Source organism: Pseudomonas sp. ADAK7 (assembly GCF_012935675.1).
GTDB lineage: Bacteria > Pseudomonadota > Gammaproteobacteria > Pseudomonadales > Pseudomonadaceae > Aquipseudomonas.
On the sequence record NZ_CP052861.1, the window covers coordinates 6,705,573 to 6,724,086 of the forward strand.

The following is an 18,514-nucleotide window of genomic DNA, read 5'->3' on the forward strand; positions in this document are numbered from 1 at the left end:
GACTCGACGCGCCTGCTCGACGGTTTCCCCGGCTGACCCTGGGGGGTAACTGCCATGAACCTGACCTTGCTCAAGGAATTCTTTGTCGGATTCCTGCGCACCCGCCACATCGCCCGGCACTTCCGTCGCCTGGCCTTGCTGGAAAGCATCAACGACACCACGGTCAGCCGTGAAGTACCGCCGACGTTGGCGCAGACCCTGGTGTCCGCGGCCAACAGCGACACCGGCCTGTTGCTGGATAACCTCGGCAGTCACAGCGATGGCTTGAGCGAGCTCGAAGCCGACACCCTGCGCGAGCAATTCGGCCTCAACGAAGTCGAGCATGAGCAGCCGCTGCCGTGGTGGGTGCACCTGTGGCACTGCTATAAAAATCCGTTCAACCTGCTGTTGACCTTGTTGGCGGCGGTGTCGTGGTTCACGGAAGACCTCAAGGCCGCCGTGGTGATTTTCTCCATGGTGGTGCTGTCGACCTTGCTGCGGTTCTGGCAGGAAGCCAAGTCGAACCAGGCCGCCGATGCACTCAAGGCCATGGTGAGTAACACCGCGACCGTGCTGCGCCAGGGTGCGCAACGCATCGAATTGCCGATCAAGCAGCTGGTGCCCGGGGACCTGATCGTGCTTTCGGCTGGCGACATGATCCCCGCCGATTGCCGGGTGCTCAGCGCCAAGGACCTGTTCGTCAGCCAGGCGGCCATGACCGGCGAATCGATGCCGGTGGAAAAATTTCCCCGTCAGCAGGACAGCGACACAGCCAACCCGCTGGACCTCGACAACATTCTGTTCATGGGCACCAACGTGGTGTCGGGTTCAGCCATTGCGGTGATCCTGACCACCGGCAACAGCACCTATTTCGGCGCCTTGGCCCAACGGGTCAGCGCCACCGACCGCGCGCCGACTTCGTTCCAGAACGGCGTGAACAAAGTCAGTTGGCTGCTGATCCGCTTCATGTTCGTGATGGCGCCGCTGGTGTTGTTCATCAACGGTTTCACCAAGGGTGACTGGATGCAGGCGCTGCTGTTCGCGCTGTCCATCGCCGTGGGCCTGACCCCGGAAATGCTGCCGATGATCGTCACCTCGACTCTGGCCAAGGGCGCGGTGTTCTTGTCGCGCAAAAAGGTCATCGTCAAACGTCTGGACGCGATCCAGAACTTCGGCGCCATGGACGTGCTGTGCACCGACAAGACCGGGACCCTGACCCAGGACAAGATCTTCCTCGCCCGCCATGTCGACGTCTGGGGTGAAGAGTCCGATGACGTGCTGGAAATGGCTTACCTCAACAGCTACTACCAGACCGGCCTGAAAAACCTGCTGGACGTGGCGGTGTTGCAACACGTCGAAGTGCACCGCGAACTGGAAGTGGCCACGGCGTTTGCCAAGGTCGATGAAGTGCCGTTCGACTTCACCCGGCGGCGCATGTCGGTGGTGGTCGCCGAGCACGATCAGCCGCATCACTTGCTGGTGTGCAAAGGTGCGGTGGAAGAAATCCTCGCCGGCTGCACCCGGGTTCGCCACGGTGACCACGACGAGCCGCTGAGCGATGAACTGTTGGCGCGGATTCGTGAAGTCACCGCGTCGTTCAATGAAGAAGGCTTGCGCGTAGTGGCCGTGGCGGCGCGGCATACGCCGAAAGACCAAGCGATTTACAGCATCGCCGACGAGCAACAGATGACCCTGATCGGCTACGTGGCGTTCCTCGATCCGCCCAAGGAAAGCACCGCGCCGGCCCTGCGTGCGTTGGCCGAGCATGGCATCGCCGTGAAAGTGCTGACCGGCGATAACGAACGGGTGACCGCCAAGGTCTGCCGCGAAGTCGGCCTGGAGCAACAAGGCCTGCTGATGGGCAGCGACGTCGAACGCATGAGCGACGCCGAACTGGCGCTGGCCGTGGAAACCACCAACGTCTTTGCCAAACTGACGCCATCGCACAAGGAACGCATCGTCCGTTTGCTCAAGGGCAACGGCCATGTCGTCGGCTTCATGGGCGACGGCATCAACGACGCCCCGGCGCTGCGCGCGGCCGACATCGGCATTTCAGTGGACAGCGCGGTGGACATCGCCAAGGAAGCGGCCGACATCATCCTCCTGGAAAAAAGCCTGATGGTGCTGGAGGAGGGCGTGCTCGAAGGGCGGCGGACCTTCGCCAACATGCTCAAGTACATCAAGATGACCGCCAGTTCGAACTTCGGCAACGTGTTCTCGGTGCTGGTGGCCAGTGCGTTTATCCCATTCCTGCCGATGCTGCCGATGCACCTGCTGGTGCAAAACCTGCTGTATGACATTTCGCAGATCGCCATCCCGTTCGATAACGTCGATGAAGACATGCTGAAAAAACCACAGCGCTGGCAACCGGCGGATGTCGGCCGTTTCATGCTGTTCTTCGGCCCGATCAGTTCGATCTTCGACATCAGCACCTTTGCCTTGATGTGGTACGTGTTCGACGCCAACACCCCGGACCACCAGACCCTGTTCCAGTCCGGCTGGTTCGTGGTGGGGTTGCTGACCCAGACCCTGATCGTGCACATGATCCGCACGCCGAAGATCCCGTTCCTGCAAAGCCGCGCGGCCATGCCGCTGATGATCATGACTGGGGTCATCATGGCCATCGGCATCTTCCTGCCGATGGGGCCGTTCGCGCACTACTTCAAACTGCAGGCGCTGCCGTCGCTGTACTTTGTGTTTTTGCCAGTGATTCTGCTGGCGTACATGGGCCTGACCCAGGCGGTGAAAGGCTTCTACATTCGCCGGTTTGGCTGGCAATAAATCGCTGTTGTGGCGAGGGAGCTTGCTCCCGTTCGGCGGCGAAGCCGTCGTCGAAGGGGGCCGCTTCGCAGCCCAGCGGGAGCAAGCTCCCTCGCCACAGGTGTTGCGCCAACGCCACATCGGTGTGGGACCTGCTGAAGACACATTTCAGAACCGTCCTACATCGGTATCAAGGTGTTTCGTCTAGCGTGAGGGAAACCCCAGCCAGTCGAAACCCATGTCGCTTCAACCCCTGCACATCCTGATCGCCGAACCCCAGCCACTTCTACAACAACGCATGGCCAGACACCTCAACGAACTGGGCTATCGACGCATCACCCAGGCGACCTCCCTGCGTGAACTTCTGGACTTGACCCACTATTCCTACGAGCCCTTCGAGGCATTCGACCTGCTGATTATCAACGGCGAGTTACTGAGCAGTGCCGGTGCCGATCCTCACCGGTTTTTCATGCGCAATGCGCAGGTCCGCCACGGTTTGATCCATGACGCACGTCGCGGCCAGGAAAAGCCCGAGTTGCTGTTTACTTCGTGCCGACGACAACTGAGCCTCATTGGTACGCCGGACCGGCAAGCGCTCCAGGCTTTTATGCAAAGCCTTGGGTGGTGATCCAGTTCTACCGGCACTAGAAGGTTTATGGGACGTTTCCTACAGAGTTTCAGACGTTTCCTAATTAGCTTGCCCCGTGGTTCCTGGACAATCGTCGCACCCCAACCGACGAGTCGACGCCTTCCATGCCCAACCTGCCACTGCGTGTCCTGGTGCTCGAAGATCACACCTTTCAGCGTTCCGTCGCCGTGAACATGTTGGGCGCGCTGGGTTGCCACGAGGTATTCGAAGCCAGCGACGGCGCCGAAGCGCTGGAGGTCCTGGATGCGGTCGGCGCAGTGGATATCGCCCTGTGCGACTTGCAGATGGAAGGCATGGACGGCCTGGCCTTTTTGCAGCGGGTCGGCGCTTCGGGGCAGGTGAAGTCGATCATCATCAGCAGTGTGTTGTCGGCGGATTTGCGTCGGGCCGTGCATCAGATGGTGTCGCTGTCGGGCCTGGCGCTGCTCGGCGATGTCGGCAAACCGCTGCATGGTGAGGTGCTGGCGCAATTGTTGAACAAATACCTCAACAGCCCGGTTGCCAAGCCTTGGTCGATGCAAATCCCGGAGCTGGCCACCGAGCAGGAAGTGCGTGGGGCGCTGGCCGCCCGGCAATTGCAGGCCTGGTATCAACCCAAGTTCAACCTGCAAACCGGTGACGTGTGTGGGGTCGAGGTGCTATGTCGCTGGTTGCATCCGATCGAGGGTGTGTTGTCGCCTGCGGTGTTCATGCCGGTGCTGGAGCGGTGCGGGTTGATGGATGAGTTGCTGTTTGCCCAACTGGATCAGGCGTTGAGCCTGCAACAACAGGCCAGGCAACATGGCTTCACCCTGAACATGGCGTTCAACCTGCAAACCGCGCAACTGGCCAATACCGAGCTGACGTTCACCATCAAGGACATCCTGGCCCGGCACGCCACGGTGGGCGCGAGCCTGACGTTTGAACTCACCGAAAGCGGTCTGCTGGAGGCCCCGGCCACCAGCCTCGAAAGCCTGGTGCGTTTGCGGATGATGGGCTGCCAGTTGTCCATCGACGATTTCGGCGCCGGGTTTTCCTCGCTGCAACGCCTGTGTCAGTTGCCGTTCAACGAGATCAAGCTCGATGCCGAATTTGTCCGAACCCTGGAACACGAACCTCGTTGCCGCGCCGTGATCAGCAGCACCCTGGCGTTGGGTGAGGCGCTGGGGATGTCGGTGGTCATCGAAGGCATCGAAACCGAGGCGCAACGCCAGCAATTGTTGGCGCTGGGTTGCACGCAAGGGCAGGGCTACTGGTACGCGCGACCCATGAGCGGTGAGGATTTGCTGCAATGGCTGCCTTTGCGTGGGGCGGTGAGAAGTGATTTTTAGGAAAGGTCCTACAGAAAATTCAACAGGTGTTCCGTAGCCTTGCGCGACATGAATCACTCACTCTCCCGGGGCAATGATGCCGAATAAAGCCTTACGAATCCTGATCGCCGATGAGCAGCATTTCCATCGGATGAAAATCGAGCGGCTGTTCAATCAACTCGATTACTTCCGGGTTGCACCCGCGCAAAGTCTCGAAGAACTGCTGACCCTGGTGGAGTACGGTTGCGAGCCGTTCGATCTGGTGGTGGTCAACGCGGCCATAGCGAACGGGGCGCTGGACTGGTTGGGGTTCTTTCTGAACAACCCGCAAGTTCATTACGCCTTGATCTATGACGGTGAGCAGGCCCAATTGCCGCCGATTCCGGGATGTGCGCAACAAAAGGTTCAGGTCAGCCATGGCGTGCTGCCCGATCTGGGCACTCTGGTGCAGTTGATGACGGTGGTCGATCCGCCGATGCCGGCTGAAGAGCAACCCTGGTTGACCCGGTTGTACAAGCAACAGCAGGGTTGACCGTTCGTCGGAACTGTCAGATCTGACAGGTGGTTTTGCCTGTTCTCCCATGCAAAAGTCATTGCGCAGCCGTTGCGTCTACCCGAGCCAATCCCGGTGGTATTCGGTGTGCAGTCGTCATGTCTTTGCACAAGGAGTTGCCATGAAGTCAGCGTTGATTGTGGACGATCATCCGGTGGTACGGGCCGCAGTCAAAATTGTCCTTGAGCAGAAGAGCTTCAGACGCATTTTTGAGGCGTCGAACGGTAGCGAGGTGATGTCGCTGTTGCGCGAGCATTCGCCGGAGCTGTTGGTGCTCGATCTGGTCATGCCGTCCCTCGACGGGCTTGATGTGCTGGAGCGAATCAAGGCCAGTGATCAGTCGTGCCGGGTACTGGTTTTCTCGTCCCTGGACCCGCAGCATTTTCAAGACCGTTGCATGCGTGCCGGGGCCCTGGCCTATGTCTCCAAAACCAACGACTTGAGGCATTTGCACGAAGCGGTGCACGCGCTCATGGCCGGCTACACCTATTTCACCCAGTTGCCAGCGGTATCGCGGGACAGTCTGCAAAGCACTGAAAAACAACTGATCGACCTGCTCTCCAATCGCGAACTGACCATCTGCCAGCACCTGGCTCGCGGCATGAGCAACAAGGCCATCGCCGAGCTCATGCACCTGAGCCACAAGACCGTCAGCACCTACAAGACGCGCCTGACTGAAAAACTCAGGGTGCCTTCGTCGGTGTACTTGCGTGAATTCGCCAAACGCAACCATCTGATTTGAACGAGCCAGACTATGCGTGCGTGTCTTTTCCTGTTGCTGCTGTTCTCCGTAGTGCTTGCTGCGGCCGAGTCGCTCAACGGGGCGAAGACGCAGCGTTTGCTCGGACGCTCGACTGTGGACGGCTACGAAGTCCGCCTCGACGACAAAGACTGGCAATGGCTGCGCAACAAGCGGGTCTTGCGTCTAGGCGTCACCGGCCCGGACTACCCGCCGTTCGAGTTGACGCGCAACCACGATGAACTGGAAGGCATCACCGCCGACTACGCTGATTTGCTGGCCCAGTTGCTGCACGTCAGGATCGAGGTGCTGCGTTACGCCACGCGCGAGGCCGCCATGCAGGCGCTCAAAGCCGATGAGCTGGATTTGCTCGGAACCTCGAACAACTTCGAAGCGGCCGATCCCGAACTGACGAGTTCGCGCGCCTACGCCGAAGATCAACCCATGCTGGTCACCCGACTGGACGAGCGGATGCCCGAGGATCTCGCCGGCAAGCGCATCGCCATGGTCGATGACTATCTGCCCGCCTCAAGCATCACGGCGTTCTATCCCGAGGCGAGCCTGCACCTTTACCCCTCGACACTTGAAGCGCTCGGTGCCGTAGCGTTTGGGCAGGATGACGTCTACCTGGGCGACTTCATCAGTGCCAATTACCTGATCAACAATAACTACCTCAACAACGTCCACCTGGCGGGGCCTTCCGGCCTGGATGCCAATCCGTTCGGCTTTGCCCTGGCCCGCAGCAATACGCGTCTGTCGAGGATTGTCGATCAGGCACTGGCGGCGATTCCCATGGAGCAACGTATTGCCATCGAGCAACGCTGGAGTGCTGGCAGGGCCAACATTTCAGGTCAGCAAAGTGTGCAATTGAGTCCCAGCGAACAACGCTGGCGGGCTCGGTATCCGACGTTGACCGTGGGCGTTGTCGAAGACTTTGCGCCACTGACGTTTTTCGATGCCCAGGGTCGCTTCAGTGGATTGACCGCGCAATTACTGACCTTGATCAGCCAGCGCAGTGGCTTGACCTTCAAGGTGCAACGCAGCCGTTCACTGGACCAGCAGGTCCAGCAACTCAAGGCCGGTGAGATTGACCTGTTGCCGGCGATCATTCCCAGCCGCGAACGCGAGGGCGAGTTGCGCTTCACCCGCGCTTACTTGAGCAACCCGTTCGTCCTGGTCAGCACCGCGTCCCCGGGCAGCCCGAAAACCCTGGACGATCTGGCCGGAAAACGTCTGGCGATCAACCACAGTCATCCGTTGCGCGAATATGTTCAGGCGCGCGCCCCGGGCATTCGCCTGGTTGAAGTGCAAAGCCCGGCCCAAGGCCTGGAATCGGTCATGAAAGGGCAGGCTGATGCGGCACTCAGTTCATTAATCCTGACCCGTTACCTGATTGCCCGGCAATACCGCGAGCGCCTGCAAATCAACAGCACGGTGGGCGACGAACCGGCGCGTATCACCCTGGCCACCGATCGCGGTGCGCTTGAGCTGCACTCGATTCTGAACAAGGCCTTGCTGAGCATCTCGCCCGAGGAGATGGACGAGCTGGTGGCGCGCTGGAGCAACGACGTGGCGGTGGATGACAGTTATTGGCTGCGCCATCGCCAAGGGATTTTGCAGGCCTTCGCCGCTGGCGGGTTGCTGCTGTTGCTGGCGTTGGGCTGGATCGTCTGGCAACGCCGGCAGATTCGCCAGCGCCAGCAATGGTTGCAGCAATTGCAGGACGCCAAGGACGCCGCCGACGACGCCAACCGCGCCAAAACCACGTTTCTGGCGACCATGAGCCATGAAATCCGCACGCCGATGAATGCCCTGATCGGCATGCTCGAACTGGCCCTCAAACGCTCCGAAGAAGGCATCACCGACCGTTTCGCCATTGAGGTGGCGTCCAGTTCCGCGCAGCAGCTGCTGGCGTTGATCGGCGACATTCTGGACATCGCGCGCATCGAATCCGGGCATTTATCGTTGACACCGGAACGGGCCAACCTGCGCCAATTGACAGAATCAACAGGCCGGGTTTTCGAAGGGCTGGCGCGGCAGAAGGCACTGGAGTGGCGGGTCGAACTGGACGAGCAGAGCAACCGCGATGTGTTGATCGACCCCCTGCGTTTCAAGCAGATACTGTCGAACCTGTTGAGCAACGCCATCAAGTTCACCGAAGACGGCGAGGTCAGCCTGGCCCTGCACGTGAAGCCTGGCTTGCCCGGCCAGCTGACGGTGAACGTGACGATTGAAGACAGCGGCATCGGCATCAGCGCCGCCGATCAGCAACGACTGTTCAGCCCGTTTATCCAGGCTGGCAACAGTCCGGCGACCGGGCGCAGCGGTTCAGGATTGGGCTTGGTGATCAGCCGCTCCTTGTGCGAAATGATGGGCGGTCGATTGCAGCTTCACAGCCACCTTGGTCGGGGGACCCGGGTCGAGCTCAGCCTGGAGGTGCCAGCCCTGCAACCGTTGGCAAGCGACGCTGTGCCGTCGAGCGATTGGCCACTGCCGACCCGGCCGTTGACGATTCTGGTGGTCGATGATTACCCCGGCAATCGCCTGTTGCTGTCGCGGCAACTGAGTTATCTGGGGCACCGGGTGCTGGAGGCCGAGGACGGCGAACAAGGGCTGGAACAATGGCGCAAACAGCCGCTCGATGTGCTCATCACCGACTGCAACATGCCGGTGCTCAGTGGCTATGAACTGGCGATGGCGATCCGTGATGAAGAACGCGCGCAAGGCTTGCCCGCCACGCTGATCCTGGGCTTTACCGCCAATGCCCAGCCCGAGGAAAAGCGGCGTTGCCTCGAAGCCGGCATGGATGAGTGCCTGTTCAAGCCGATTCGCCTGGGGGACCTGAGTGCGTGGTTGGCGGCGCGGTTTCCAGGCGAATCGACCGTGAAAATTCAGGAGCCGCCGGCGTCAGAGATCGACTTGAGCGGTCTTGAGCAATACGTCGGCAGCGACCGCACGTTGATCAATCGCCTGGTGCACGATCTGGCGATGACCAACCGCGAAGATCGCCAACACCTGCTTCAGGCGCACGCGGCGGATGATCGCCAGCATCTCAAGGACCTGGCGCACCGCATCAAGGGCAGTGCGCGCATGGTCCGGGCGATCCGCCTGATCGAGTGTTGCGAGCAACTGGAACTGGCCTGCGCCGAAGGTCGTGCGGCGCTGATCGACGAGGCCGTCGAGCGTTTGCAGCAGACCATGGCGGGCCTCGACAAGAGTCTTGGCTAGCGCAAGATCAATCCCAGTGTGGGGCGATGCCTTTGGGGCTGGTCAAGCGCTGGCCGCGATCCAGGCCGGCGATCAGCGCCATGTCGGCGTCGCTCAAGGTCAGGGTGCACGCCTGCAGGTTACTTTCCAGGTTGGCGCGTTTGGTGGACGACGGGATCACCGCGTAACCCAGTTGCATGGCCCAGGCCAGGGTGACCTGTGCCGGTGTCGCTTGCAGGCGCTCGGCAATCTGCTGGATCACTGGGTCCTTCAACACTTCGCCATAGGCCAGGGTCATGTAGGAGGTGATCTGAATGCCTTGGCTCTGGGCGAATTCGACGACCTTGCGGTTTTGCAGGTACGGGTGCAGCTCGATCTGGTTGGTGGCGATGTTCTCGGCACCGACCGCGACGATGGCCTGTTGCATCAGGTCCACGGTGAAGTTGGAGACGCCGATCTGGCGCGTCAGGCCCAGTTTCTTGGCTTCGAGCAGGGCGCCCATGAATTCTTCCACCGGCACCTGGTCTTCCGGGGATGGCCAGTGGATCAGCGTGAGGTCGAGGTAGTCGGTTTGCAACTTGCTCAGGCTCTCTTTGAGGCTGTCGATCAGGCGATCCTTGGCGAAGTTGGCAACCCAGATCTTGCTGGTGATGAACAGCTCTTCGCGGGGAATGCCGCTGGCGGCGATGGCCTGGCCGACGTCGGCTTCGTTCTCGTAGATTTGCGCGGTGTCGACGACCCGGTAGCCCAGGTCAAGGCCGGTGCTCACCGAATCGATGACCACCTGGCCTTGCAGGCGGAACGTACCAAGACCGAATGCGGGAATAGACATCAATGACTCCAGGGTTGCAGTGGGAATGGGCACGAGTATCCGCGCCGATGCCCTTGAGAAAAACCGCAGGTGGGTCAAGTCAATGTTGACTGAAAGTCATGAATCGAGAAATTGTGGGTGACTGTTCTGGCCTCATCGCGGGCCGTGGTTCCGGAACCTTACCCCCGCGCCTCAAGAATCATGCAAGTCGTCGACCCGGTCGCATACAACCGCCCATCCACGTCATAAATCCGCCCCTCGGCCAACGCCGTCGAACGCCCCAGATGCACAATCTTGCCTTCGGCCCGCACCGGTCCGCTGGCACCGGTCAACGCGCGCACATAGCTGATGCGCAAATCCAGCGTCGTGTAGCCCTGGCCTTTCTTCAATTGCGTGTGAATCGCACAGCCCATGCACGAATCCAGCAAGGTCGCCGCATAGCCGCCGTGCACGCTGCCCAATGGGTTGTAGTGCCGGGAATCCGGGGTGCCCTGGAAGATGAACAGCCCGGCTGACCATTCGATCGGGATGAAATCCATCAGCGTGCCAATCGGTGGTGAGGGCAGTTCACCGTTGCCGATGCCCTCGAAAAACTCCGTTGGCGAAAGGGCGCTGACTTCGGCCATGGACAAACTGCCAGGGCCGGCGAGACGGGCGCGCATGGTCTGTTCCTGGGCGATCCATTGGGCGAGGGTGGCGTCGCGGGTGGGGCTTTGCATGGTCATGTCCTTGGTTGGATATTACGGCTGTAATCTGCGTCGATATTATGTCCGAAATAAAAACCTTGCCAGCCCTCGATTGCTTGAATCAATCCGTGCATTGTTCTACTGGTGGAACGCTGAGGCCGGTTGTTGCCGTCTAGTGCAGAATTGCTATCAGATTTAAGCTGGGTTCATGGCTTCACCCACCTTTTTCGGAGGCACGATGAAAAACATCATCGGTATCTACACCAGTCCACGGGCCCATTGGGTCGGCGACGGTTTTCCGGTTCGCACGCTGTTTTCCTATGACACCCTGGGCAAACACATCAGCCCGTTTTTGCTGCTGGATCACGCCGGTCCCGCCGAATTCACCCCGACCACCGAACGGCGTGGCGTCGGCCAGCATCCGCACCGTGGTTTCGAAACCGTGACCATCGTCTACGACGGTGAAGTGCAACACCGGGATTCCACTGGCAGTGGCGGCATCATCGGCCCTGGCGACGTGCAATGGATGACGGCAGCCTCGGGGATCCTCCACGAGGAGTTCCATTCCGAAGATTTCGCCAGACGCGGCGGCAAGTTGGAAATGGTGCAACTGTGGGTCAACCTGCCGGCCAAGGACAAAATGGCCGACGCCGGTTACCAGACGATTCTCGACCGCGACATCCCGAACATTGCGCTCAAGGACAACGCGGGCAGCCTGCGCCTGATCGCCGGTGAGTTCGACGGCCATACCGGGCCGTCGCGCACCTTCACGCCAATTGATGTCTGGGATATTCGCTTGAACGCCGGCAAGTTGCTGACCCTGGATTTGCACGAAGGTCGCAACACCGCGCTGGTGGTGCTGCGCGGCACGGTGCAGGTCAATGGCCTGGAACTGGCGCGGGAAGGGAAGTTGGCGCTGTTCGAACGCGACGGTGCTCAACTCACCCTCGAAGCCAATGGCGATGCAGTGGTGTTGCTGCTCAGCGGCGAGCCGATCGACGAACCCATCGTCGGTCACGGTCCGTTCGTGATGAACACCGAGCAGGAAATCCACCAGGCGTTTGCCGACTTCCAGTCAGGGCGGTTTGGGCGGATGAAAGGTTAACCACCCGCAGGCTTCGCCAGCTCCTACAATGTGTGAGATCTTCGCGCCATTGGCCCTCGCTGGAGTTGCTTGATGCTGTCACTGCTCACCAATCACCCGCTGCTCGCCGCCCTGGCCCTGATCCTCATTGATCTGGGGCTGTGGCGCTTGATCAGCACCAATGGCAGCAACTGGAAACTGGTCGTGCGGCTGGTGATTTTCGGGTTGTTCAGCGTCCTGCTGTTCAACGAAGGCCTGAACCCGATGGAGCCGGCACCGTGGGTCGACAACGTACCGCTGCACCTGGCCGCCACCGGTTTGCAGATCGGCTGGTGGCTGTTCGGCGCGCGCACCCTGACGGTGCTGATCGGCGCGGTGATGATGCAACGGGTCGGGCACACCGGGCGTTTGCTCCAGGATTTGCTCGGCGCGGTAATTTTCCTGATCGCGATCATCGCGGCCATGGCCTACGTGCTCGACCTGCCGGTCAAAGGCGTGCTCGCCACTTCCGGCGCGGTGGCAATCATCGTCGGCCTGGCGCTGCAAAGTACCCTCAGCGACGTGTTCTCCGGCATCGTTCTGAACACCACCAAGCCTTATCAAATCGATGACTGGATTTCCATCGACGGCACCGAAGGCCGGGTCACCGACATCGACTGGCGCGCCACGCGCATGCAAACCGCCCAGGGCAGCCTGGCGGTGATTCCCAACTCCCTGGCGGCCAAGGCCAAGATCATCAATTTCAGCCGGCCCAGCGACATGTTCGGCGTGTCCATCAGCCTGCAATTGAGCCCCCACGCGCGACCCAACACCGTGGTCGAAGCCCTCGAACGTGCGATGCAGGGTTGCCGTCTTCTGCTTGATCACCCGGCACCGAGTGTCGCCTTGAAAAGCTCCAGCAGCACGGGCGTGGAATACGAAATCAGCGGGTTTGTCGCCTCGATGGACCAGAAACGCACGGTGCGCAACCTGCTGTTCGACCTGGCGTACCGGCACTTGCAGGCCTCCGGCATCAATCTGCTGTCGAGCGTGGAACCCCTCGCGCCGAGCAGTTTTTCCCGGCCACGGGCGCTGCTGGAAAGTTCGACGATTTTCTCGACCCTGCGCCAGGAAGAAAAAGAAACCTTCAGCCAGAACATGACCCTGCAAACCTTCCGCGCCGGCGAGACGATACTGGCGGCGGGGGAGGTCAGCGATCACTTGTTCATCATTGAGTCCGGGGTGATTTCGGTGACCCTGACACGTCACGGCACACCGTTCGAGTCCGGGCGCATGGGGCCGGGCGAGGTGATTGGCGAGGCTGGCATCCTGTCCGATACCTCGGTGCCCGCTGCATTTACCGCCAAGACCTTCTGCGCCCTGTACCGCATCGAAAAGGCCTACCTCAAACCGTGCCTGGATGCCCGTCACGACATCAACGATGCCATGAAAGCCTTGCTCGATTTCCGCTTGCACAAGGCGCGGACGTTGACCCAGGACGAACCGGTGGTGGTGCCGAAGAAGGGGTTTTTGCAGTGGCTCAGAAGTCGCGCCTGAATGGCCTCCTCGTCTTCTCGAATATTGGCTATTTGTCGAAACCACGGGCGGGATTAACTTAGCGCCACACCCACTTGTGACGGAGCCCCACCATGAAACCCCGTATCGATTTCTACACCGCTTCCCCGGACGCCCTCAAAGCGATGATCGCCCTGGAAACCGCGGTGTCGAAACTGCCGCTGGAAAAGAACCTGATCGAACTGGTCAAGCTGCGCTCCTCGCAAATCAACGGCTGCGCCTTCTGCCTCGACATGCACAGCGCCGATGCCCGCAAGGGCGGCGAAGACGAGCGTCGCCTGGCCACCTTGTCGGCCTGGCGCGAAACGCCGTTCTTCACCCCCCGTGAACGTGCGGCCCTGGCCTGGACCGAATCCCTGACCCTGATCAGCCAGACCCACGCCCCGGACGAAGACTATGACCTGGCGGTCTCCGAATTCAGCTCCAAGGAAATGGTCGACCTGACCGTAGCCATTACCACCATCAACGCCTGGAACCGCCTGGCGATTGGTTTCCGCAAAATGCCTCAAGCCTGATCAATGAGCATCTGCTGACGGCGCGGCCGGTGGTTGCACCTTGCGCATCAAGGGCACCATCGCCGTGGCGATAATGAAGCAGACCATGATCATCAGAAACGCGTCGCCATAGGTTTGTGTCTGGGCTTCGCGATACGTCAGCAACCACAGCTGATGCAGGCTGGCGGTGACCCCGGCGTCACCGCTTTGGCCGAGGGCGGCGAAGTTATTGCCGACCTGGGACAGCCACTGGTTGAGTGCTTCGTTGGTGCTGTTCAAATGCTCGGCCAGCCGCGTGAAGTGCAGGTTGGTGCGGTCATTAAGGATGGTTGCACAGGCCGCAATGCCAATCGCGCCACCCAGATTACGCATCAGGTTGAATAACCCCGAAGCATGTTTAAGCCGCGACGGCGCCAGGCCGCCCAAGGTCAAGGTCACCGCTGGCGGCACCGCCAGTTGCTGGGCAATCCCGCGCAGGGCTTGCGGCAGCATCAATTCTTTGCCCCCCCAGTCATGGGTAATCGGGCTGAAATCCCACATCGATAACGCGAACAGCCCCAGGCCGGTCATCATGATCCAGCGCAGATCGATGCGGTTGGCCATAAAGGCGTAGAGCGGAATCGCCATGATCTGGAACACCCCGGTGGAGAAAACCGCCAGGCCAATGTCCAGCGCACCGTAGCCACGCACCCGACCGAGAAACAGCGGCGTCAGGTAAATCGTGGCGAACAGTCCGATCCCGGTGACGAACGAAAAGAAGCAGCCGAGGGCAAAGTTGCGGTCTTTCAGGGCGCGCAAATCGACGATTGGATTGGCCACGTGCAGCGTCCGGCCAATAAAGGCCAGGCCGGCGAGGCCGCTGATCCACGCCGTGGTCAAAATCGTGCTGTCGCTGAACCAGTTCCAGCGCGGTCCTTCTTCGAGGGTGTATTCCAGGCAGCCGAGAAACAGCGCCATGAACACCATGCTGATGTAGTCGGCGCCCTTGAGCAGCGACAATTCCGGCTGGTCGATCTTCACTAGCATCGGCACGGCCACGGCGACGAAAATCCCCGGCACCAGGTTGATGTAGAACAACCAGTGCCACGAAGAAATGTCAGTGATCCAACCACCAATCACTGGGCCCAATGTCGGTGCCAGCGAAGCCACCGCGCCAATGGTCGCAGCGGCAATCACCCGTTGTTTACCGGTGAAGAAAAAGAACGCGGTGGTGAACACCAGCGGGATCATCGAACCGCCGAGAAAACCTTGCAGGGCGCGAAAGGCGATCATGCTCTGAATATTCCAGGCCGCGCCGCAGAGCAGGCTCGCCAGGGTAAAACCCACCGCCGAAGCGCAGAACAGCCAACGGGTGGAGAACACCCGGGACAGCCAGCCCGACAGCGGAATCACGATGATTTCAGCGATCAGGTAACTGGTCTGCACCCACGCGGTTTCGTCGGTGCCAGCCGAGAGTCCGCCGCCGATGTCGCGCAACGAAGCGGAAACAATCTGGATGTCCAGCAGCGCAATGAACATGCCGATGCACATGCTGGCGAAGGCGAAGACTTTGGTCGCCGTCGCCATGTTCGCGGGGTTGAATGGCTGCGCGGGGGCGGCGACGGTGCTCATGGTGCGCTGGCCACGGCTGGGGTTTTGTCCTCGGCGCGGGTGTCGACTTCAGCGGTCACCGACAGGCCGGGACGCAGGTGACCGAGCACGCCATCAGCCGGATCAAGGACGATCCGCACCGGCACCCGCTGCACGATTTTGGTGAAGTTGCCGGTGGCGTTTTCCGGTGGTAACACGCTGAACTGCGCGCCGCTGGCCGGGGCGAGGCTGTCGAGATGACCGTGGAATACCTGGCCGGAAAGCACATCGGCACGAATGATCACCCGTTGGCCCGAGGTCATCCGCGCCAGTTGGTCTTCCTTGAAATTGGCATCGACCCACAGTCCACTCGATGGCACCACCGACAGCAATTGCGAACCGGCCTGGGCATACGCGCCCACCCGCGCCCGACGATTGCCGACCACGCCATCCACCGGCGCTTTGAGTTCGGTGTAGCCGACGTTCAACTGCGCCAGATCCCGCTCAGCCTTGGCTTGCATCAGTGCGGCGCGGGCTTGTTGTTTCTGGGTTTCGATCACGTCCAGTTGACGCTGCGAAGCCAGCAATTCCGCCTGAGCCCGGGCACTGATCGCCTGAGCGGTCTTGAAGGTCGCGTTGGCGCGTTGCGCGCTTTCCACCGAGACCGCATTACTGCTCACCAGTTTTTTGTAGCGCGCATCGTCATCCCGCGAACGGGCGGTTTCGGCACCAGCGGCATCGATCCCGGCGCGCGCCTGACCGATCACCGCATGTTGCAATTGTTCGGTGGCGTCGAGGTTGGCCAGCAGCGCTTCCTCAGCCGCCACCGCGCCTTCGGCCTTGGCCAGGTTGGCGCGGTAGTCGCGTGAATCCAGGCGCACCAACACATCGCCGGCCTTGACCTTCTGGTTGTCGGTGACCAGCACTTCTTCGATATACCCCGCGACTTTCGGCCCGATCACCGTGACGTCGCCGCCAATGTAGGCATCGTCGGTTTCTTCAAGGAAACGCCCGGCGCTCCACCAGTGCGCGCCGTACAGCCCGACACCGACCAGCACCGCAACGGCCACCGTCATCAGCAGCAAACGCTTGAGCACGGGCGGCTTTGTGGTCACCGGGACAGCCAGGTCGGGTTCAACGGTGGGCATGCTGGTCATGGGAAATACCTGTGGGAAGCGGGTCTTTATTACGGATGTAATATGACGCAGGTAATATATTGTGGCAATTTATTTTTGCTGCCAGTCGTCAGGTAGAGGACGGCGGCAAAAAGCTGATCAATTGTTTAAGAAATGTAAGCGTTGTAGGACGCGTCTTGCATTTGCGTGGGATGGATCTGACTATCACGCAAATTGATGGAGTGGCATTAAGCCATTTGATGATCGCAAGGATGTTGAGTGCCGTATTCGTTTTGCGCTATTCCTCGTCGTAGTCGCACGCTGTTATCGGCGCTGCTGTTGAGCCTGGTTGTTTCGTCGCTGTACGCCGCGGAACCCTCCAGCCCCGGCCAGGAAGTGTTGCGCCAGCAGCAGCAACAACAGCGCGATCTGCAACAACTGCAACTGGAGCAACGCCGCCGGCAATTGGAACGCGGCAGCTTCAGTGCGCCGCCAGTCACGCCAGCGCTGTCCGCCCAAGTGACCCCGGATGAACGCTGCTGGCCCTTGAGCGGTACGCGCATCGGCGGCGTCACTTTGATCAGCAGCAAAAAACTCAACGAACAGATCAAGCCGCAACTCTCGGCGTGCATGGGCGTCGGCCAGATCAATCATCTGCTGGCGACCATCACCGCGCTGTACGTGGACGCCGGTTACATCGCCAGCCGTCCGTATCTCAGCAGCGCACCAGCGGCGGGGCAGTCGCTGGATATCGTGGTCGATGAAGGTTACGTCGAGTCCGTCGAGCTGGCCGACCAGAGCCTGCCGGTGTCCCTCGGCGGCGCCTTCCCCGGCATGCTCGGCAAGCCGCTGAACCTGCGCGATCTGGAGCAGGGCCTGGATCAGTTGAACCGCCTGCGCTCGATAGACCTGACCGCCGACATCGCCCCCGGCAGCCAGCCCGGCGCCTCGCGGATCATCCTGCGTTCGCGCACCAGCGGCCAGTCGCGTTGGGCCTTGGGCCTGGGTGCGGACAACCTCGGCAGCGCCAGCACCGGACGTGATCGCGACACCCTGAGCCTGAGCCTCGACAGCCCGTTGCAGCTCAACGACTCACTCAACCTCAGCGCCAGCGACACCCTCAACCAGGGTGATCGCTACAGCCGCAACGCCAGCCTCTATTACGCGATCCCTTACGGCTACTGGACGTTCAGTGCCTTCGCCAGCCACGCCGAATACCGCGCGCCGTTCAAACTCCCCAGCGTGACGTTCCACAGCACCGGCATCACCGACCAGCTCAGCCTGCGCGCCGACCGGGTGCTTTGGCGCGATCAAAGTCATCAGCTCAGCGCCAACCTGCAACTGGCGCACAAAGACGTCGACAGTTATCTGGAGAGCGTGCGCCTCGGCATCCAGAGCCCGACCCTGACCGTGGCCGAAGCCGGGTTGAACCTGTTCTGGCTCAACAGCGCGGTATGGAACCTCGACGTCAATGTCGCCCAGGGCCTGCGCTGGTTCGGTGCCGATGACGATGCCAACCGCCAGGTCAACAACCAGCCCAAGGCGCAATTTCGCAAGTACCGCGCTGGCCTGAGCCAATGGCGCAACGGCCAGTTCGGCCAGCAAGCCTGGCAATGGCAGAGCCAATTCAACGTGCAATACAGCCCCGATCCGCTACCGGCCATCGAACAACTGCTGGGCACCGACGATTCGGCGGTGCGCGGTTACCGGGTCAACAGTACCTCGGGCGCCAGCGGCGCGATCTGGCGCAACACCTTGCGCCTGCCTCTACGCAGCGGTTTACCACCGCAGATCACCCCGCGCCTGGGCCTCGACAACGGCTGGATCAAAGCTGACCACGGCGCCCAGGGCCAACGCCTGAGCGGGGCCAGCGCCGGGGTCAACCTGAGCTGGAAAAACCTGCAAGTGGACGTCGATTACCAACGCAACCTCAACACCCCCAGCGGTTTGCAGCATGAGCCTGAGACCTGGCTGATGCGCGTAGGGCTGGCGTTATGAATTCAGAAAAACAGCCGTCGGACCTGA

14 protein-coding genes are annotated in these 18,514 nt (G+C 60.8%); 10 read left to right on the forward strand and 4 right to left on the reverse strand.

Features of this window, described 5'->3' with window-relative positions:
- Positions 1 to 54: 54 nt before the first annotated feature.
- The 6 genes from mgtA (at position 55) to HKK53_RS30715 (ending at position 9,197) form a co-directional block, all read left to right on the forward strand.
- Positions 55 to 2,760: a magnesium-translocating P-type ATPase gene (mgtA, locus tag HKK53_RS30690; RefSeq protein WP_169373851.1), complete on the forward strand. Its 2,706-nt coding sequence runs from the start codon at positions 55 to 57 to the stop codon at positions 2,758 to 2,760.
- A gap of 217 nt (positions 2,761 to 2,977) precedes the next feature.
- A complete protein-coding gene (locus tag HKK53_RS30695; RefSeq protein ID WP_169373852.1) occupies positions 2,978 to 3,367 on the forward strand; it encodes a response regulator in 390 nt (129 codons plus the stop codon).
- 125 nt (positions 3,368 to 3,492) lie between these two features.
- Positions 3,493 to 4,698: an EAL domain-containing response regulator gene (locus tag HKK53_RS30700; protein ID WP_169373853.1), complete on the forward strand. Its 1,206-nt coding sequence runs from the start codon at positions 3,493 to 3,495 to the stop codon at positions 4,696 to 4,698.
- A gap of 76 nt (positions 4,699 to 4,774) precedes the next feature.
- Positions 4,775 to 5,209, forward strand: coding sequence for a response regulator (locus HKK53_RS30705; RefSeq protein ID WP_169373854.1), 435 nt, complete (start codon positions 4,775 to 4,777; stop codon positions 5,207 to 5,209).
- Between the two features lie 142 nt (positions 5,210 to 5,351).
- Positions 5,352 to 5,972, forward strand: coding sequence for a response regulator transcription factor (locus tag HKK53_RS30710; protein WP_169373855.1), 621 nt, complete (start codon positions 5,352 to 5,354; stop codon positions 5,970 to 5,972).
- 12 nt (positions 5,973 to 5,984) lie between these two features.
- Positions 5,985 to 9,197: a transporter substrate-binding domain-containing protein gene (locus tag HKK53_RS30715; protein ID WP_169373856.1), complete on the forward strand. Its 3,213-nt coding sequence runs from the start codon at positions 5,985 to 5,987 to the stop codon at positions 9,195 to 9,197.
- Positions 9,198 to 9,204: 7 nt separating this feature from the next.
- On the opposite strand, the gene dkgB is transcribed toward HKK53_RS30715, so the two are convergent.
- Positions 9,205 to 10,008 carry a 2,5-didehydrogluconate reductase DkgB gene (gene dkgB, locus HKK53_RS30720; RefSeq protein ID WP_169373857.1) on the reverse strand — a complete coding sequence of 268 codons (804 nt, stop codon included), beginning with the start codon at positions 10,006 to 10,008 and terminating at the stop codon, positions 9,205 to 9,207.
- A gap of 158 nt (positions 10,009 to 10,166) precedes the next feature.
- A complete protein-coding gene (locus tag HKK53_RS30725) occupies positions 10,167 to 10,706 on the reverse strand; it encodes a PaaI family thioesterase (protein WP_169373858.1) in 540 nt (179 codons plus the stop codon).
- 205 nt (positions 10,707 to 10,911) lie between these two features.
- Between HKK53_RS30725 and HKK53_RS30730 the strand changes: the two genes are divergently transcribed.
- The 3 genes from HKK53_RS30730 (at position 10,912) to HKK53_RS30740 (ending at position 13,826) form a co-directional block, all read left to right on the forward strand.
- Complete coding sequence (locus HKK53_RS30730) at positions 10,912 to 11,778, forward strand: pirin family protein (protein WP_169373859.1); 867 nt, start codon at positions 10,912 to 10,914, stop codon at positions 11,776 to 11,778.
- A gap of 72 nt (positions 11,779 to 11,850) precedes the next feature.
- Positions 11,851 to 13,293: a mechanosensitive ion channel family protein gene (locus HKK53_RS30735; RefSeq protein ID WP_169373860.1), complete on the forward strand. Its 1,443-nt coding sequence runs from the start codon at positions 11,851 to 11,853 to the stop codon at positions 13,291 to 13,293.
- A gap of 92 nt (positions 13,294 to 13,385) precedes the next feature.
- Positions 13,386 to 13,826 carry a carboxymuconolactone decarboxylase family protein gene (locus tag HKK53_RS30740; RefSeq protein ID WP_169373861.1) on the forward strand — a complete coding sequence of 147 codons (441 nt, stop codon included), beginning with the start codon at positions 13,386 to 13,388 and terminating at the stop codon, positions 13,824 to 13,826.
- Here HKK53_RS30740 and HKK53_RS30745 read toward each other — a convergent pair whose 3' ends face one another.
- Together HKK53_RS30745 and HKK53_RS30750 are read right to left on the reverse strand one after the other, a co-directional pair.
- A complete protein-coding gene (locus HKK53_RS30745; protein ID WP_169373862.1) occupies positions 13,827 to 15,416 on the reverse strand; it encodes a DHA2 family efflux MFS transporter permease subunit in 1,590 nt (529 codons plus the stop codon).
- Positions 15,413 to 16,531 (reverse strand): HlyD family secretion protein, encoded by a 1,119-nt coding sequence (locus HKK53_RS30750; RefSeq protein ID WP_169373863.1) that lies wholly within the window; start codon positions 16,529 to 16,531, stop codon positions 15,413 to 15,415. The genes HKK53_RS30745 and HKK53_RS30750 overlap by 4 nt, the downstream gene beginning before the upstream one ends.
- A gap of 237 nt (positions 16,532 to 16,768) precedes the next feature.
- On the opposite strand from HKK53_RS30750, the gene HKK53_RS30755 reads away from it, so the two are divergent.
- Positions 16,769 to 18,487, forward strand: coding sequence for a ShlB/FhaC/HecB family hemolysin secretion/activation protein (locus tag HKK53_RS30755; protein WP_169373864.1), 1,719 nt, complete (start codon positions 16,769 to 16,771; stop codon positions 18,485 to 18,487).
- Positions 18,488 to 18,514: the final 27 nt, after the last annotated feature.

Excerpts from the sequence above, each read along its gene's own strand:
- HKK53_RS30700 (WP_169373853.1), top strand. The coding sequence starts at position 3,493 with ATGCCCAACCTGCCACTGCGTGTCCTGGTGCTCGAAGATCACACCTTT.
- HKK53_RS30725 (WP_169373858.1), bottom strand. The coding sequence starts at position 10,706 with ATGCAAAGCCCCACCCGCGACGCCACCCTCGCCCAATGGATCGCCCAG.
- HKK53_RS30735 (WP_169373860.1), top strand. The coding sequence starts at position 11,851 with ATGCTGTCACTGCTCACCAATCACCCGCTGCTCGCCGCCCTGGCCCTG.
- HKK53_RS30740 (WP_169373861.1), top strand. The coding sequence starts at position 13,386 with ATGAAACCCCGTATCGATTTCTACACCGCTTCCCCGGACGCCCTCAAA.
- HKK53_RS30695 (WP_169373852.1), top strand. The coding sequence starts at position 2,978 with ATGTCGCTTCAACCCCTGCACATCCTGATCGCCGAACCCCAGCCACTT.
- dkgB (WP_169373857.1), bottom strand. The coding sequence starts at position 10,008 with ATGTCTATTCCCGCATTCGGTCTTGGTACGTTCCGCCTGCAAGGCCAG.
- HKK53_RS30730 (WP_169373859.1), top strand. The coding sequence starts at position 10,912 with ATGAAAAACATCATCGGTATCTACACCAGTCCACGGGCCCATTGGGTC.
- HKK53_RS30705 (WP_169373854.1), top strand. The coding sequence starts at position 4,775 with ATGCCGAATAAAGCCTTACGAATCCTGATCGCCGATGAGCAGCATTTC.
- HKK53_RS30715 (WP_169373856.1), top strand. The coding sequence starts at position 5,985 with ATGCGTGCGTGTCTTTTCCTGTTGCTGCTGTTCTCCGTAGTGCTTGCT.
- HKK53_RS30710 (WP_169373855.1), top strand. The coding sequence starts at position 5,352 with ATGAAGTCAGCGTTGATTGTGGACGATCATCCGGTGGTACGGGCCGCA.
- HKK53_RS30750 (WP_169373863.1), bottom strand. The coding sequence starts at position 16,531 with ATGACCAGCATGCCCACCGTTGAACCCGACCTGGCTGTCCCGGTGACC.
- mgtA (WP_169373851.1), top strand. The coding sequence starts at position 55 with ATGAACCTGACCTTGCTCAAGGAATTCTTTGTCGGATTCCTGCGCACC.
- HKK53_RS30745 (WP_169373862.1), bottom strand. The coding sequence starts at position 15,416 with ATGAGCACCGTCGCCGCCCCCGCGCAGCCATTCAACCCCGCGAACATG.